The organism is Paracoccus sp. pheM1 (assembly GCF_018499825.1).
In the GTDB taxonomy this organism is placed as follows: Bacteria; Pseudomonadota; Alphaproteobacteria; order Rhodobacterales; family Rhodobacteraceae; genus Paracoccus; species Paracoccus versutus.
Genome location: NZ_JAGXCX010000001.1, coordinates 908,373 through 924,409, shown reverse-complemented (window position 1 = coordinate 924,409; position 16,037 = coordinate 908,373). Strand labels below are relative to the sequence as shown.

Here is a 16,037-nt window from a genome sequence, read left to right as displayed (position 1 = left end):
ACCGCCCTACCATTGCCGGAAGTCCGGCTTGCGCTTTTCGCGAAAGGCGCGGCCGCCCTCCTTGGATTCCTCGGTGCGGTAGTAAAGGCTCAGCGCCTGCATCCCCAAGGCGCCGATGCCGCGGATGTTCTCGCTGTCGGCGTTGAAGCTGCGCTTGGCGATGGCGATGGCGGTGGGGCTGTGGCCCATGATCTCGTCGCACCACCGGCGCACCTCGGCGTCCAGCTGGTCGTCGGGGACCACGGCATTCACCAGCCCCATCGCCAGCGCGTCCTGCGCCTTGTAGCGGCGGCACATGTACCAGATCTCGCGCGCCTTCTTCTCGCCGACGATGCGGGCCAGATAGGCGGTGCCGAAGCCGGGATCGACCGAGCCGACCTTGGGACCGACCTGGCCGAAGACCGCGTTCTCGGACGCAATGGTCATGTCGCAAAGCGTCGCCAGCACGTTGCCGCCGCCGATGGCATAGCCGCGCACCTTGGCGATGACCGGCTGCGGCACGTCGCGGATCAGCGATTGCAGATCCTCGACCGGCACGCCGATCACGCCGCGCCCGCCATAGCCGTCGCCGTCACCCTCGCCATGCGCCGACTGGTCGCCGCCGGTGCAAAAGGCGCGGCTGCCCGCGCCGGTCAGCACGATGACGCCGACATTCCTGTCGGCGCCGGCGCGGGTGAAGGCGTGGATCATCTCATCGACGGTCTGGGTGCGAAAGGCGTTCATCACCTCGGGGCGGTTGATGGTGATGGTGGCCGCCCCGGCCTCGACCTCATAGAGGATGTCCCGGTAATCGCCCATCTCAGGCGGCCTTTGCCGGGCGCTTGGACATCAGGCCCTGGCGGCGCAGGACGGCGACCGTCTCGCCGCGCTGGTTGATGCCGCGATGCTCGAAATCGACGATGCCGGCATCGGGGCGCGACTTCGATTCGCGCCGGCCCAGGACTTCGGTCTCGACATAGATCGTGTCGCCGAAGAACACGGGCTTGGGGAACTTGATGTCGGAAAAGCCCAGGTTCGCCAGCGTCGTGCCCAGCGTGACGTCGGCGACCTGGATGCCGCAAAGCAGCGACAGCGTGAACATGCTGTTCACGATCCGGGTCTTGAACATCTGCGTCTTGCAATATTCCTCGTCCAGGTGCAGCCAGGCCGAGTTATGCGTCAGGGCGCTGAACAGCAGGTTGTCGGTTTCCGTCACGGTGCGGGTGATCGCGCTCTTGATCACCAGGCCCGGCTCCAGATCCTCATACCATTTCCCGGTGGCGAGGGCGGCGTAATCGACTTGATGCGACATGATGGGTTCCTTTCGTTGGATTACTTGAACGAGCCGGCGAGTTCGATGATCTCGCGCGCGGTTTTCACATGGGCGATGTCGATATGCTCGCCGTCATACATGACCGAGGCGCGGCCCTGCGCCATCGCCGCGTCCAGCGCGTCGATCATGCCCTGGTAATAGGCGACCTCGTCGGCATCGGGGGTATAGGTGCGGTTCACCGTCTCGACCTGCATCGGGTGCAGCACCAGCTCGCCCGACATGCCCAGCTGGCGGTCCAGCCTGGAGGCCTTTTCCAGCCCCTCCAGATCCTTGATCTGCTGCCAGATGCCGCCGATCGGCTGCTTGCCGGCGGCGCGGGCGGCCATGACGACGCGCGATTTCAGGTAATCCGACTCGCGTCCGTCGGCGGTCCAGACGAAGCGCAGGGCACGGGCCATGTCGGCATTCTTGGCGGTGGCGCCGACGATGGCCGCGACGCGCGGATGCTCGGCGATCTCGAAGCACAGCTGCATCGAGCGCGCGGTCTCCAGCAGCGGGATCAGCTTGACGGTGCCGATCTCGATATTCGCCCGCGCCTCGGCCTCGGCGATCATGCACGAGGCCATGTGGATGTCCTCGGGGCCCCAGGGCTTCGAGATCACCAGCCCCTCGACGCCGGGCTGCACCACGGCCAGGATGTCGTCGAGGTCGTAGATATGCGCGCTGCGGTTGATGCGCACCCAGATGCGATGGCCCTGCGCGACCAGCTCCGGGATCTTGCCGGCGACCAGGGCGCGGGCGGCCTGTTTCTCGGCATGGGGCACCGAATCCTCGAGATCGAGGATCAGCGCGTCGGCGCCGGCCTTGGCGCCTTTCTCCAGCATGGATTCCTTGTTGCCGGGGACGAAAAGCAGCGAGCGGATGGGTTTCATTCGGGTCTCCTCCTGAAGGACGGTTTACGGCCGGGCCTGCAAAGGCAGGTCCAGGAATGCGCGGCGGCGCAGCCACAGGCTGGGGCGATAGCGGTCCGATCCGGTGACGGCTTGCAGGTTTTCCAGCGTCTCCAGCACCTTGCCCGCACCGATCCGGTCGCCCAGCTCCAGGGGGCCGAAGGGATAGTTCAGCCCCAGCTTCATCGCGGTCTCGATGTCGGCGGGCGAGCCGACGCCGGTCTGGGCCATTTCGCAGCCCAGGTTCACGATCATCGCCAGGATGCGCTGCGCGACGAAGCCCGGCGAATCCTGCACGATCTCGACCCGGTAGCCGACGGCGACCAGCCACTCGGCGACGGGTTGCAGCGCGGTCGAGGCGACCGGCGGCGTCATCAGCGTCAGCACGCCGCGCTCGGCGCCCGAGAAATCCACCGCCACCACCCGCTCGGCCGGCAGGCGCAGGCGGGCGGCGACGGTGGTCGCATCCTCGCCCCAGGGGCTGACGAGGATCGGGTCGGCGTCAGCGGCACTTTCCAGCCCGCGCGCGGCCAGCGCATCGAAGCCCGGATGCGCCTCGGCGACATGGGCGCGAAAGGGGGCACGGCCCGGCTCGGGCGGTTCGGGCGCGGCAGGCTTCGCGGCGCCTTCGGAATAGTCGTAGAAGCCGCGGCCCACCTTGCGGCCGTAAAGCCCGGCCTCGAACATGCGCTCGTGGCGCGGCGCGGTCTTCAGGCGCGGGTCGTATTGATGGCCCTGGTGGATGAAGCCGGTGACGGGAAAGTTCACGTCGATGCCGGTCAGGTCCATCAGCGCGAAAGGCCCCATGCGAAAGCCGCAGCCCGCGGTCATGATCCGGTCGATCTGCTCGGGGGCGGCCACGCCTTCGGCCTCGATATGCAGCGCCTCGGTATAGAAGGCGCGCCCGCCCAGGTTGACCAGGAAGCCCGGCCCGTCCTTGGCCACCACCGCGACCTTGCCCATGCGGCCGACCAGGTCGGTCGCCAGCTGCATGACCTCCAGGCGGGTCGCGGGGCCGGCGATGACCTCGACCAGCTTCATCAGCGGCACGGGGTTGAAGAAATGCATGCCGCAGATGCGCTGACGATGCCGGCAGGCCCGGCCGATGGCGGCGATGGACAGCGACGAGGTGTTCGAGGCCAGCACCGCCGTTTCCGGCACGACCTCTTCCAGCTGCCGGAACAGGGCCTGCTTGACCTCGAGGTTCTCGACGATGGCCTCGATCACCAGGCCCGCGGGGGCCAGATCGGCCAGGTCGCTTGCGATGCGCAGGCGGGACTTGGCATGGGCCGCGTCCTGCGCGCCCATCTGGCCCTTTTCGGCCAGCCGATCCAGCCGGGCATGGATGTCGGCCTGGGCCTTGGCCAGGGCCTCGGGGCGGGTGTCGTAAAGCACGGTCTGAAAGCCGCTGGCCGCCAGCACCTGCGCGATGCCGGCGCCCATGATGCCGGCGCCGATCACCCCGACGACGGACAGGCCAGAAACAGAATAAGTCATCGCAACCCCATCATTTTCCGGTAAAGCTCGGCTCGCGCTTCTCAAGGAAGGCGCCCATGCCCTCGCGCTGGTCGGCTGTGGCGAAAAGCATCTGGAACAGCCGGTTCTCGATCATCAGCGCGGTCTCCAGCGGGGCGTTGTCGCCGGCGCGGATCGCCTCGCGGATCGCCGTCACCGCCTTGGCGGGCTGCGCCGCGATCTTGCGCGCCAGGACGACCGAGCGTTCCATCACCTGATCGTCTGGCACGACTTCGGAAACGATGCCCATGGCCTCGGCCTGCGCGGCCGTGAAGGCCTCGCCCGTCAGCAGCCAGCGCAGCGCCCGCGCCTTGCCGGCCGCCCGCAGGAAGCGCTGCGTGCCGCCCGCGCCGGGCATGATGCCCACCCGCACCTCGGGCTGGGCGAAGATCGCCCCCTGCCCGGCCACGACCAGGTCGCACATCATCGCCAGTTCGCAGCCGCCGCCCAGGGCATAGCCGCGCACCGCCGCGATCAGCGGCTTGCCGCAGGCGTCGCAGGCGCGGCGCATCACCGCCAGATCCTCGAACCGCGGGTCCAGCGGCACCATGTCGGCCAGTTCGCCAAGATCGGCCCCGGCCGCAAAGGCCCTTTCATCGCCGCCGATGACGATGGCCCGGATGTCGTCGTTGGCATCCAGCGCCTGGACGGCATCCGCAACGCCCTTGCGCAGGGAAATGCTCAGCGCGTTGCGCCGGGCGGGACGGTTCAGCAGGACCAGCCCCACCCTGCCTTCCAGTTTCTCGACTTGCACTTCGGACATGATGCCTCCGCTTGAACCTCCACGCCCCCGAGGCGCCGAAGACGCCCGTTTCGTTTTCCGGGGTCACTTTTCCGGTGAATCCCATCCGGGCCGCAGGGAACGCGGGATCATTCCGGCGCCCGTTCATCACCATATATTTCGAAATTATCTTCTGCAATGCAAAACTAAGATCAAGCGAAATCCCGCCTCACTTTGCAGAATTTAGTATTGCATAGCGGAATATCTACAGGCAATCTTGCAATCAAGCGGAAATCGTCGGGCATGCGATTCGCAAGAACGCAAGCGCCGGCGCATCCGTTTGCGCGCCGATTACAGGCAAGGATCACGGGCGGGCGCGGCTCGCAGCAGGCCGGAGGATCTTGGGGAGAGATCATGGATCTGTCGCAAGGCAGCCGCCTTCGACGCCCCGGCCCGCTGATCACCGCGGCGGCCAAGGCCCCGCATCCGAACATGGGAGGATAGGATGACACTCGCGAACCAAGCCGATCTGCACCCCGAACACCCCGGCATGAAGGCCGCGCGCCGGTGGCTTGCCGGCGGCGCCAAGAAGCTGCTGATCGACGGCAACTGGGTCGAGGCGCAATCGGGCAGGACCATCGAGGTGCTGAACCCCGCGACCGAGGAAGAGCTGGCCCGCATCGCCGAGGGCGACAAGGCCGATGTCGATGCCGCCGTCGCCGCCGCGCGCCGCGCCTTCGACGCGCCGGAATGGAAGGGCATCTCGCCCCATGCCCGCACCCGCGTGTTGCTGGCCATCGCCGATGCGGTGGAGCGCCACAAGGACGAGCTTTCGGCGCTGGAGACGCTCGACAACGGTATGCCGACCTGGTTCAGCGGCGCGGCGGTGAACATGTGCATCGACGCCATCCGCTATTACGCCGGCTGGCCCAGCAAGATCCTGGGCACCACCAACCCGACCGATGCCTCGAACTTCATCTATACCCTGCGCGAGCCGGTGGGGGTCTGCGGCCAGATCAACCCCTGGAACGTGCCGCTGCTGCTGGTGGCGCTGAAGATCGCGCCGCCCTTGGCCTGCGGCAATACCGTGGTGCTGAAACCCTCGGAACTGGCCTCGCTGACCTCGCTGCGCATCGCGGAACTGGCTCAGGAAACCGGGCTGCTGCCGCCGGGCGTGCTGAACGTCGTGACCGGCTATGGCCAGACCGTCGGCGCGGCGATTTCCGAACATCCCGGCATCGACAAGGTGTCCTTTACCGGCTCGACCGCGGTCGGGCGCTCGATCCTGCTGGCCTCGGCCGGGAATTTCAAGCGCGTGACGCTGGAGCTGGGCGGCAAGTCCCCGAACATCATCTTTCCCGATGCCGACATGGACAAGGCCATCGCGGCGGCGGTGAACGGGTTCACCCGCAATTCCGGGCAGATCTGCTCGACCGGCAGCCGGCTCTTCGTGCATGAAAGCATCCATGACGAGGTCGCGCAGGAGATCAGCCGCATCGCCGGCGGGCTGAAGGTCGGCTCGCCCTTCGACGCCGACACCAAGCTGGGCCCGGTGATCTCGGCCACGCAGCGCCAGCGGATCATGGGCTATGTCGATTCCGGCAACCAGGACGGCGCCAGCCTGATGACCGGCGGCTGCACCCTGGGCGAGCGCGGCTATTACGTCGCGCCCACGGTGTTTTCCGGCGTGACCAACCGGATGAAGATCGCGCGCGAGGAAATCTTCGGCCCGGTCGTGGCGATCATCCCCTTCAAGGACGAGGATGACGCGGTCTTCCAGGGCAACGACAGCACCTATGGCCTGGCCGCCGGCATCTGGACCCGCGACATCGGCCGCGCCCACAAGGTCGCCCGCGCCATCCGCGCCGGCCGCGTCTGGATCAACACCTTCGGCGAGACCGACCCGGTGATGCCCTTCGGCGGCTTCAAGCAATCAGGGATCGGGCGCGAGTTCGGCATCGATTCGATCATGGCCTATACCGAGACGAAATCGGTGCAGGTCCGCTTCTGACGGCCGCAAGCCGCCGCCGGATTGAACCGCCCCGCAAGGGGCGCAGAGAACGAAAGACGACGCCATGACCGACCTGAACACCGCCGCCGCCGGATTGTCCTCGATGCTGGGCATGCGCCCGCTGGAGGGCATCCGCGTGCTGACCGTCGAGAATTTCCTGGCCGCGCCCTATTGCTCGATGTGGCTGGCCGATGCCGGGGCCGAGGTGGTCAAGGTCGAGACCCGCGACGGCGGCGACATGGCCCGCCGGACCAGCCCGGTCCGGCAGGACGCCCAGGGCAACCCGCGCGGGTTGTCTCTGCTGCGCTCGAACCGCAACAAGAAAAGCATCACGCTGGACCTCAAGCACCCCGAGGGCAAGGCGCTGTTCACCGAACTGGCCAAAGAGGCCGACATCGTGGTCGAGAACCTGCGCGCCGGGGTGATGGACCGGCTGGGCATCGGCTATGCCGAGCTGAGCCGGATCAACCCCAAGCTGATCTATGTCGCCATTTCCGGCTTTGGGCAAAAGCATGTCCTGCCCAGCCCCTTCATCGACTATCCCGCCTTCGACATCGTCGGCCAGGCGCTGAGCGGGCTGATGAACCGGCCCGAACGCCAGGGCGACCGCCCGACCTACCTGGGCTTCTCGCTGGCCGACATCGAGGCTGGGATCCTGGGCGCCTATGGCGCGCTTCTGGCGCTGATCCAGCGCGGGCGCACCGGCAAGGGACAGATGATCGACATCTCGCTCTACGACGCCTGCCTGATCCTGAACGAGATCTCGGTGGCGATGTATTCGGGCCAGAAGACCAAATCCGCGCCGGGCCTGCATGCGGTGACTGCCCCCTTCGGCAGCTACGAGACGAAGGACGGCTATATCGTCATCGCGGTGCTGGGCGAGCATATCTGGCACCGCTTCTGCGAGGCGATCGGCATGCCCGGCCTCAAGGACGATCCGCGCTTCAAGGACGGCGTGTCGCGCAACCGCGAGAACGCGGCGCTGACGGCCGCCATCTCGCCCTGGCTGCTGGCCCGCACCCGGCGGGAGGCGCTGGACACGCTGCTGGCGGCGGGGGTTCCGGCGGCGGCGGTGAACGATGTCGAGGACGTGTTCGACTGCCCGCATGCCGCCGCGCGCGAGATGCTGGTCACGCTGGACGATCCGGTCTGGGGCAAGGTGCAGGTGGTGGGCAACCCGGTGAAGATGTCCGGCGTGCCGCCCATCGAGACCCGCCGGCCCCCGGCGCTTGGCGAGAATACCGACGAGGTGCTGCATGGCTGGCTGGGCGTGGACGACGCCCGCATCGCCGAACTGCGCGCGCGCAACGTGATCTGACCCCGCGGGCCTGGCGGCCTGCGGCAAAGCAAAGGGAATAGCGACATGACACAAGCAAAGGGGCCGCTGGCCGGGGTAAGGATCGTTCTGCTGGGCGGCATCGGGCCCTCGCCCTTCTGCGGGGCGCTGCTGTCGGACCTGGGCGCCGACGTGGTGCGCATCGACCGCCTCACCGCGACCGACGGCGGCTTGCCGGTCGATCCGCGCTTCAACCTGCTCAACCGCGGCCAGCGCAGCATCGCCATGGACCTGAAAAAGCCCGAGGCCATCGCGGCGGTCATGCGGCTGGTGGCCGGCGCCGATGCCGCGATCGAGGGCTTTCGCCCCGGCGCGGCCGAGCGGCTGGGCATCGGCCCCGACGCCTGCCTGGCGGTCAATCCCCGCCTCGTCTACGGCCGCATGACCGGCTGGGGCCAGGACGGCCCGCTGGCGCAGGAGCCGGGGCACGACATCAACTACATCTCGCTGACGGGCGTACTGCACGCCATCGGCCGCGCGGGCGAGGCGCCGGTCCCGCCCCTGAACCTGGCCGGGGATTTCGGCGGCGGCTCGCTCTACCTGGCGCTGGGGCTGCTCAGCGGCATCATCGAGGCCCGCAGGTCCGGCAAGGGCCAGGTCGTCGATGCGGCCATGGTCGACGGCTCGGCCTCGCTGATGGGGCTGATCTACGGCATCCATGCCGCGGGCTATTGGCAGGACCGGCGCGGCGTGAACCGGCTGGACGGCGGCGCGCCCTTCTACAACGTCTATGAGACCGCGGACGGCAGGCATGTCAGCATCGGCGCCAACGAGGAACGGTTCTATGCCAATGCCGTCAGGCTGCTGGGACTGGAGGATGCCGGCCTGCCCGACCAGCACGACCAGTCGGGCTGGCCCCTGATGCGCGAGAAATTCGCCCAAGCCTTCAAGACCCGGACCCGCGACGAATGGGTGGCGCTGGCCGCCGGCAAGGAAGCCTGCATCACGCCGGTCCTGTCGCTCTCCGAGGCGCCGCAGGCGCCGCACCTGCGGGCGCGGGGCACCTTCGTCGAGGTCGAGGGCGTGACCCAGCCCGCCCCGGCGCCGCGGTTCAGCCGCACGCCCGGCGCGATCCAGCGCCCGCCCGCGCGGCCCGGCCAGCATTCGGACGAGATCCTCGACGACTGGGGCTTTTCGGCCGCAGAGATCGACGGGCTTCGCCGCGCCGCGGCCGTCGGCTGACAGCTTGTCCGGGCAGCAAGTAATTTCGCTATGCGATACTTATTTCTGCTTGACGGATCACCTTGCCCGCATGTAGCTTTTGCAGCAGGGAGAGCGTGGCATCGCGCAAGGGATCGCAGCCCGTCGGAGGATCGGCAAGGCGCCGGCGTGCCATTCCATGCTTTTGAAAGGAACTGACGCAGGACGACGTCAGCCCGCGAACCGGAGGCCGCTGCCTTCCGACCAGTCGATCGGAGCCCTGCATCAATCACAATCACCCGGCCATGCCCCGCGCCTGGCCGCTTCAAGGGGGGAGTTTCGTTGGGAAACGTCTTGTCTTGGCTGGAGCGACTTAGCCTGTCGCTCGCAGTCTTGTCCGTCACCCTGATCATGTTCATCGTGTCCTATGATGCGTTCTCGCGCTATGCGCTGCACGCGCCCTTGCCCTGGGCCTATGAGCTGATCACCTATTACCTGATGCTGGCCGGCACCTATTTCGCGGTCTCGGCCACCTTCACCGCCGGCGACCACATCAATATCGACCTGTTCCGCCATCTCATCGCCCCGCGCCTGCGGGCGCGGCTGGATGCGGCGTGGTCGCTGCTGGGCGTGGTGATCTTCGGCATCGTCGCCTACGGGTCGTGGAGCGAGATGGCCCATGCCTATACCCGCAACGAATTCCTGCCCGGCTACATCACCTGGCCGGCCTGGATGTCCTACCTGCCCATCGTGCTGGGCTTTGCCCTGCTGGTGGTGCGCATGGCGCTGCATGCCGCGCTGCTCATCGTCCATGGCCGCGACCCCCATGTCATCGAACATGGCAACGAACTCGAGGAGCATCACGAATGATCACCGGAACCATCCTGCTCCTGATGTTCGTGCTGCTGGCGGCGGGCATGCCGGTGGGCTTTACCCTGATCGCCTCGGGCGCGCTCGGCATCCTCTGGATCGGCGGCCCCTCGGCCATGATGGGCATCCTGGCGAGCATGCCCAAGGACAGCGCCTCGTCCTATGAATTCCTCGCCATCCCGATGTTCCTCTTGATGGCCGAATTCGTGCTGCGCTCGGGCGTCGCCGACGACCTGTTCCAGGCCGCGGCCGCGTGGTTCGGCCGCGTCCGCGGCGGGCTCGGCATCGCAACCGCGCTCGCCGGCGCAGGCTTCGGCGCCATCTGCGGATCCTCGACCGCATCCGCCGCCACGCTCGCCTCGACCTCGCTGCCGGCCATGCTGAAATACGGCTACGACAAGCGCATGGCATCGGGCGTCGTCGCCATCTCGGGCACGCTCGCCATGCTGATCCCGCCCTCGATCGCCATGGTGGTTTATGCGCTGCTGGCCGATGTCAGCGTCGCCAAGATGCTCATCGCCGGCGTCGTGCCCGGCATCCTCGTCACCCTCACCATCGCGCTGACCGTCTATGTCCTGGCCGCGCGCAACCCCGAGCACGCGCCGCTGAGCCAGGCCTTCCCGCTGCGCGAAAAGCTGGCCCTGCTGCGGCTGATCCTGCCCATGGTGCTGCTGATGCTGGTCGTCACCGGCGCCATCTACACCGGCATCACCACGCCGACCGAGGCCTCGGCCGTCGGCGCCTTCGCCGCGGGCCTGCTCTATCTCAGCCGCCGCCACAAGGACACCTCGCTCGCCGAGATCTACGCCATCATCGCGCGGGCCACCCGCACCTCCTGCATGCTGGCGATCATCATCCTGGGCGCGCATGTCTTCACCACCTTCTTCGCGCTGACCCAGACCACCGCCATGATCATCGACTGGGTCGGCGCGCTGAATGTCAACCGCTGGGTCATCATGGTGCTGCTGATCGTGGTCATCCTGATCCTGGGCTGCTTCATGGACCAGATGGCGATCCTGGTGCTGACCGTGCCGGTGCTGGCGCCGCTGCTGACCTCGATGGGCTTCGACCTGGTGTGGTTCGGCGTGGTGCTGATCGTCACCGCCGAGGTCGGGCTGGTCACGCCGCCCTTGGGGCTCAACTGCTTCGTGGTGTCGAAATACGCCCGCATCCCGACCGGCGACGTGTTCTGGGGCGTGCTGCCGCATGTCTGGGCCCACCTCATCGCCATCGCCATCATGCTGGCCTTCCCGGCCATGGTCATGTGGCTGCCGAACCACATGTGACGGGGGGCCAGCCCGGAAAGCCATGACGCGCGTCCCGGCATGCCGGGGCGCGCGCGCACTGCCCGAGAACCAAGGAAAGGCTGGGAAGCACCGGCATGGATGACAACACCGACCCGGCCGCATTCGCCGTCCCGACATTGCAGACCCGCGTCGAAAGCTGGGAATGCGACTTCAACGACCACTGGAACGCCCGCTACTATTCCCGCAGCTTCCAGATGGCGGCCGAGACCGTCGCGGCGCTGGCCGGCGGCGAAAATCCCGGCATGGCGGCCATCGCCCTGCGCGTGATCCGCTTTCACCGGGAACTTCGCGCCGGCGCCGCGGTCGAAATCCGCTCGCTGCGGGTGGCGGATGGCCCCCATGCCGGTGCCGCGGTCCATCTGCTGTCCAGCGCCGGCGCGCTTTCGGCCACCGCCTTCGACCTGCCCGGCACCGGCGCAAGCCGCCTGCCGGCCATCCGGTCCGGCCTGCTGGCCACGGCCCTGCCGCGCGGCGACATCCTGGCCAAGCTGGCGGCGACGAGCCGGCCGGGCGACCACCTGACCATGTCCGGCCCGGTGCGTCCCGACGACCTGGACCACAGGGGCGCGCTGCTTTACGAAACCATCATCCGGCGGGTCGGCCACGGCATGTATGACCGGCTGGCCCTTGCCGGCCTGACGCCGGAGTTCACCCGCGACACCGGGATCGGCCGGATGGCGGCGCAAAGCTCGGTCCGGCCCGTTCACCGGCCCTGCCCGCCCGGAACCGTCCTGCGCGTCCGCTCGCGCATCTCGCAGGTGGGCGCAAAGATCTTCTCCACATGGCATTGCCTGGAAGCCGCGGATGGCACGGCGCTGGCCCATGTCGCGCATGACATGCTTGCCGTCGACCTGGAGCGGCGCCGCGCCGTCACCCCGCCCGCCTTCTTGCAGGATGCGGTCGGCTGAGAAGGCGGCCGCCGCAGGCCCAGATTACCGGCCCGGCCACGCGCCTCGCCCGCCTTTCGGCCCTTCGCAACCGGGTCGCATGGGGCGCAGCGGCGGGGTGGCGACCAGCCTGGTGCAGGCCGGGCTGGGCATGACCATCCAGCCCGAATGCCTGATCTATCGCGACATGCTCGACCAGGTCGCGGTCGTGCGGCTGGACGAGCCCTGGGCCAAGCGCCCGATCCTGATCGCCACCGCACAGGGCAGGGTGCCGGGGCGCGCGGCCTCGGTGCTGACGGCGCAGCTTCTGGCCCCCGCCTCGGCCTGATCGCGGCCCCCAGGTTTTCCCGATAGCCTGCATCGCTTCGGCCTGCCGAGATTGTTCTGGCCTACAGCGCGGCATTTCCACGAAAATCGGTGGCGATACCAGACGCAGGGGCGGGACCGACCCCTGTGCATGAAAATCGCGACGATCCGCGAAGCGGGAGGAAACGACATGAAACCGAGCAGCCTGGCGCTGGCCGCCGCTTCCTGCTTCCGACCCCGGCGGCAGAGGGCAAGCCGTCGTGCCGGCTAGGTTTCCTCACCCGCAAATTTGCAAGAACAGATTCTGCACAGCAAAATTAACTATTGACTCGCGAAACGATTCTGCTAATCAATCTGTCCAGGGACGCAAGCCGGCTGGAAACGCATCGGCACGCCTCGGGGGAGGGATGAAATGAAAACCTGGCTGATCACCGGCGCCGACAAGGGGCTGGGCCATTCGCTGGCGCAGGCCGCGCTGGCGCAGGGCGACAATGTCGTCGTCACCGTCCTGGCCGCCGACGGCCAGAGCCCGCTGGCCCAGGCATTCCCGGACCGTTGCCGGTCCTTTCACCTGAACGCCGCCGACCATGCCCGCTTTCCCGCCGTCGTCGCCAAGGCCGAGGCGGCCTTCGGCGGCATCGACGTGCTGGTGAACAATGCCGGCTACGGCCTGGCCTCGACCGCCGAGGAAACCCCGGCCGAGAAATACCGCCCGCTCTTCGACGTGAACTTCTTCGGCACCACCGAGATGGTGCGCGCCGTGCTGCCCGGCATGCGCAAGCGCCGGCGCGGCCATGTCATCAACTTCTCCTCGATGGTCGGCTTCGCGGCCGCGCCGGGCTTCTCGTTCTACAGCGCGGCGAAATTCGCGGTCGAGGGCTATTCCGAGGCGCTGGCCAAGGAGGTGGCGCCCTTGGGCATCAAGGTGACGATCGTCGAGCCGGGCGGCTTTCGCAGCGATTTCGCCGGGCCGTCGCTGGATACCAGATTCTCGCAGATCGAGGATTACGCCGAGCTGGGCGCGGCGCTGCGCGGCTATACCGCGGCGCGGCACGGCAAGCAGCCCAACGATCCGGCGCTGCTTGGCCCCGCGCTCTGCCGCATCGCCGCCGAGGCCGAGCCGCCCCTGCGCCTGCCGCTGGGCCGGGACGCGCTCGACTACATCCGCGCCGACATCGCCCAGGTCCTGGCCGAGTTGGAGCGCTGGGAAGACATCGCAGGCTCAACAACCAGAGAGCCCTGAAAAGGGGCCGCATCGCGACAACAATGGGAGGTCGTCATGTCGCACAAGTGTTTCGGTTTCATGGTCGCAGCCATGATGTCGGTGTCCGCACCGGCCATGGCGCAGGAAACCACCTTCAAGTTCGCGCATTTCCTGCCCGCCAGCCATCTGATGTGGGAGGAAGGCGGCAGGATCTTTACCGATGCGGTGGTCGAGGCAAGCGGCGGGACGGTGAAATGGAACGTCTATCCCGCCGCCCAGCTGGGCAAGGATTCGCTGGCGGTGCTCAGCTCGAACCTGGCCGATGTCTCGCTGATCGCGCCCTCCTATGCGCAGGAGAAGTTCCCGCTGAGCGCGGTGGTCGAGCTTCCCGGCGGCTATTCCACCTCTTGCGAGGGCACCGCGAAATTCTGGCACCTGAGCCAGCCCGGCGGCTTCCTGGCACAGGAAGAGTTCGACGCGCTCGACATCCATCCGCTGTTCGTGCTGACGCTGTCGCCTTACAAGGTCATGACCTCGCAAAAGCAGGTCGAGCGGCTGGAAGACATGGCCGGCCTCAAGCTGCGCGTGACCGGCGAGGCCATGGACAAGACCGTGCGCGCCCTAGGCGGCGTGCCCGTCCGCATCCAGTCCAGCGAGATGTATGATTCGATCAGCCGCGGCACGGTCGACGGCGCGCTTTACCCCTTTGGCGGCGTCACGCCCTACAAGCTGGAAGAGGTGCTGCACAACGCCGTCGGCGGCCCCCGGCTGGGCTCGGGCATCGTGATCTACGCGATGAGCAAGAAGGGCTGGGACCGGCTGCCCGAGGACATGAAGGCCATCTTCACCGAGGCGGCCGCCATGGCCCAGGAGGCGGCCTGCGCGGCGCAGGATCGCGAGGACAGCCAGATCCGCGACCAGATCGTCGCCAATGCCGGCTTCAAGGCGGTGGACCTGCCCGCCGAGGAAAGCGCCCGCTGGGACGCGGCGCTGGAGCCGGTCGTCCAGGACTGGGCGGCGCGGATGGACGCGCAGGGCAAGAAAGGCTCGCAGGCGCTGGAAGCCTATCGCGCCGCAAGCCCCGAATTCTGAAAACCGCGATCCCCCCGACCCTTCCGGGGCCAGGGGGACCGCATGGCCAGGCCTGCCTGTCCCGGACGCTTCCCCGCCGCGGGGAATGACGGGGGCAGGCAAAGCGCCCGGCCCGCCGCAGGACGGCACCCTGTCCGGCCTTCCCCACGGGATCGCCGCGGGTCGCCTGCCGGCACAGCCCATCGTTCGAAATCCCGCAACCGGCCGCACCTGCGGTGCGGCGCGATGCATCACCAGGCTCAGGGAGGAGCACCATGAAGAAGACCCATATCGGCGGGCTTGGCCTCGCCGCGCTGGCGGCCGGGCTTGCCGCCCTGCCCGCCGCCGCGCAGACGCTGGAGGACCGCGTCGCCGCGCTCGAGGCGCGCCAGGCCCAGCCGGCCGGCCTGACCACGCCCACCGGCTTCACGCTGAACTTCTACGGCTACGTCAAGGGCGACCTGATCTACGACAACAGCCACGACCTCGGCATCCATTCGGGCGGCATCGCCGGCATCACCGCCGCCAGCACCGAGGATGCCGCCAGCCGCGCCCATGCCTACCAAAGCCGCATCGGCATCCGCGGCGCCCAATCCACCGACATGGGCGAGCTGAAGTTCAACCTCGAGGGCGACTTCCTGGGCGGCGGCGGCGGCACCTTCCGCCTGCGCCACGCCTTCGGCGAGCTGAACGGCCTGCTCGCCGGCCAGACCTGGAGCCTGTTCACCCCGGTGGGCGAGCTGCCGGCCTTCATCGACGCCAACGGCCAGACCGGCGCCCCGGCCTATCGCGTCGGCCAGGTCCGCTATACCGCCGAGTTCGGCGACACCTCGGCCGCGCTCTCGCTCGAAGAGGACAACTCGGCGCTCAAGGACCGCGTCGCCATCGCCGCCGCGGTGACGCAGAAATTCGCGCAGGGCAGCGTGAAGCTGGCCGCGATCTCGCGCAGCCTGGAGCATCCGGTCAACGGCGTCGAATCCAGCTGGGGCGCGACGATCAGCGCCAATGCCAAGCTGTGGGAGGGCGGGCTGATCCAGGCCTCCTACACCCAGGGCGACGGCATTTCCTCGCTGCTGCCGGCCTGGAGCGCGACCTATGCCCCCGAGCTGGACGCGAATGGCCAGGCCATCGGCGCCAAGGGCTACGGCATCGCGCTGAGCCACGCGATCACCCCGCAGTTCGAGATCGGCGCGGGCTATGGCGTCAACGACTACGACGATCATGCCGGCGCGGCCGCGGACGGCACCGACAAGCTGAGCGCGGTGCATCTGAACGTCAAGTACAAGCCGGTCAAGCCGGTGACGCTGGGCCTGGAATACATCAGGGCCGAGCGCCGCCAGTTCGACGGCGCCAGGTTCGACAACGACAGGATCCAGTTCGCCGCGCAATACAGCTTCTGAAAATAGGCAAACCCGATCAATCTCTCTCTCGTGGAAAAAGGCCGCTGGCGTCCGAAAGGATGCCAGC

At 67.8% G+C, this 16,037-nt stretch carries 15 protein-coding genes; 10 read left to right on the top strand and 5 right to left on the bottom strand.

Annotated elements, in window-relative coordinates; genetic code table 11:
• Positions 1-6 precede the first annotated feature (6 nt).
• The 5 genes from KF941_RS04590 to KF941_RS04570 are packed head-to-tail and all read right to left on the bottom strand — an operon-like array spanning position 7 to position 4,480.
• Positions 7-798, bottom strand: coding sequence for an enoyl-CoA hydratase-related protein (locus KF941_RS04590; RefSeq protein ID WP_214272663.1), 792 nt, complete (start codon positions 796-798; stop codon positions 7-9).
• Between the two features lies 1 nt (position 799).
• Positions 800-1,291 (bottom strand): MaoC family dehydratase, encoded by a 492-nt coding sequence (locus KF941_RS04585; RefSeq protein ID WP_052096235.1) that lies wholly within the window; start codon positions 1,289-1,291, stop codon positions 800-802.
• A 20-nt stretch (positions 1,292-1,311) separates the two neighbouring features.
• Positions 1,312-2,184, bottom strand: a complete 873-nt coding sequence (locus tag KF941_RS04580; protein WP_036759974.1) for a CoA ester lyase — start codon at positions 2,182-2,184, stop codon at positions 1,312-1,314.
• Between the two features lie 24 nt (positions 2,185-2,208).
• Positions 2,209-3,699, bottom strand: coding sequence for a 3-hydroxyacyl-CoA dehydrogenase (locus tag KF941_RS04575; protein WP_214272662.1), 1,491 nt, complete (start codon positions 3,697-3,699; stop codon positions 2,209-2,211).
• A gap of 10 nt (positions 3,700-3,709) precedes the next feature.
• Complete coding sequence (locus tag KF941_RS04570) at positions 3,710-4,480, bottom strand: enoyl-CoA hydratase-related protein (protein ID WP_214272661.1); 771 nt, start codon at positions 4,478-4,480, stop codon at positions 3,710-3,712.
• Positions 4,481-4,943: 463 nt separating this feature from the next.
• On the opposite strand from KF941_RS04570, the gene KF941_RS04565 reads away from it, so the two are divergent.
• From KF941_RS04565 to KF941_RS04520, 10 genes are all read left to right on the top strand, one after another.
• Positions 4,944-6,449 carry an aldehyde dehydrogenase family protein gene (locus KF941_RS04565; protein WP_240540216.1) on the top strand — a complete coding sequence of 502 codons (1,506 nt, stop codon included), beginning with the start codon at positions 4,944-4,946 and terminating at the stop codon, positions 6,447-6,449.
• A gap of 64 nt (positions 6,450-6,513) precedes the next feature.
• The gene (locus KF941_RS04560; protein ID WP_214272660.1) at positions 6,514-7,767 is read left to right on the top strand and encodes a CoA transferase; all 1,254 of its coding nucleotides are present in this window, start codon (positions 6,514-6,516) and stop codon (positions 7,765-7,767) included.
• 45 nt (positions 7,768-7,812) lie between these two features.
• On the top strand, positions 7,813-8,967 hold the full coding sequence (locus tag KF941_RS04555) for a CaiB/BaiF CoA-transferase family protein (RefSeq protein WP_214272659.1): 1,155 nt from the start codon (positions 7,813-7,815) through the stop codon (positions 8,965-8,967).
• A 312-nt stretch (positions 8,968-9,279) separates the two neighbouring features.
• Positions 9,280-9,795, top strand: a complete 516-nt coding sequence (locus tag KF941_RS04550; protein ID WP_214272658.1) for a TRAP transporter small permease — start codon at positions 9,280-9,282, stop codon at positions 9,793-9,795.
• Positions 9,792-11,081: a TRAP transporter large permease gene (locus KF941_RS04545; RefSeq protein WP_214272657.1), complete on the top strand. Its 1,290-nt coding sequence runs from the start codon at positions 9,792-9,794 to the stop codon at positions 11,079-11,081. The genes KF941_RS04550 and KF941_RS04545 overlap by 4 nt, the downstream gene beginning before the upstream one ends.
• Positions 11,082-11,176: 95 nt before the next feature.
• Positions 11,177-12,010 (top strand): thioesterase family protein, encoded by an 834-nt coding sequence (locus KF941_RS04540; protein ID WP_036761335.1) that lies wholly within the window; start codon positions 11,177-11,179, stop codon positions 12,008-12,010.
• 79 nt (positions 12,011-12,089) lie between these two features.
• Positions 12,090-12,317 carry a hypothetical protein gene (locus tag KF941_RS04535; RefSeq protein ID WP_214272656.1) on the top strand — a complete coding sequence of 76 codons (228 nt, stop codon included), beginning with the start codon at positions 12,090-12,092 and terminating at the stop codon, positions 12,315-12,317.
• 390 nt (positions 12,318-12,707) lie between these two features.
• Positions 12,708-13,538, top strand: coding sequence for an oxidoreductase (locus tag KF941_RS04530; RefSeq protein ID WP_214272655.1), 831 nt, complete (start codon positions 12,708-12,710; stop codon positions 13,536-13,538).
• A gap of 36 nt (positions 13,539-13,574) precedes the next feature.
• Positions 13,575-14,591: a TRAP transporter substrate-binding protein DctP gene (dctP, locus tag KF941_RS04525; RefSeq protein WP_214272654.1), complete on the top strand. Its 1,017-nt coding sequence runs from the start codon at positions 13,575-13,577 to the stop codon at positions 14,589-14,591.
• A 254-nt stretch (positions 14,592-14,845) separates the two neighbouring features.
• Entirely contained in the window at positions 14,846-15,970 is a 1,125-nt protein-coding gene (locus KF941_RS04520) for a DcaP family trimeric outer membrane transporter (protein ID WP_214272653.1), read from the top strand.
• Positions 15,971-16,037 lie beyond the last annotated feature (67 nt).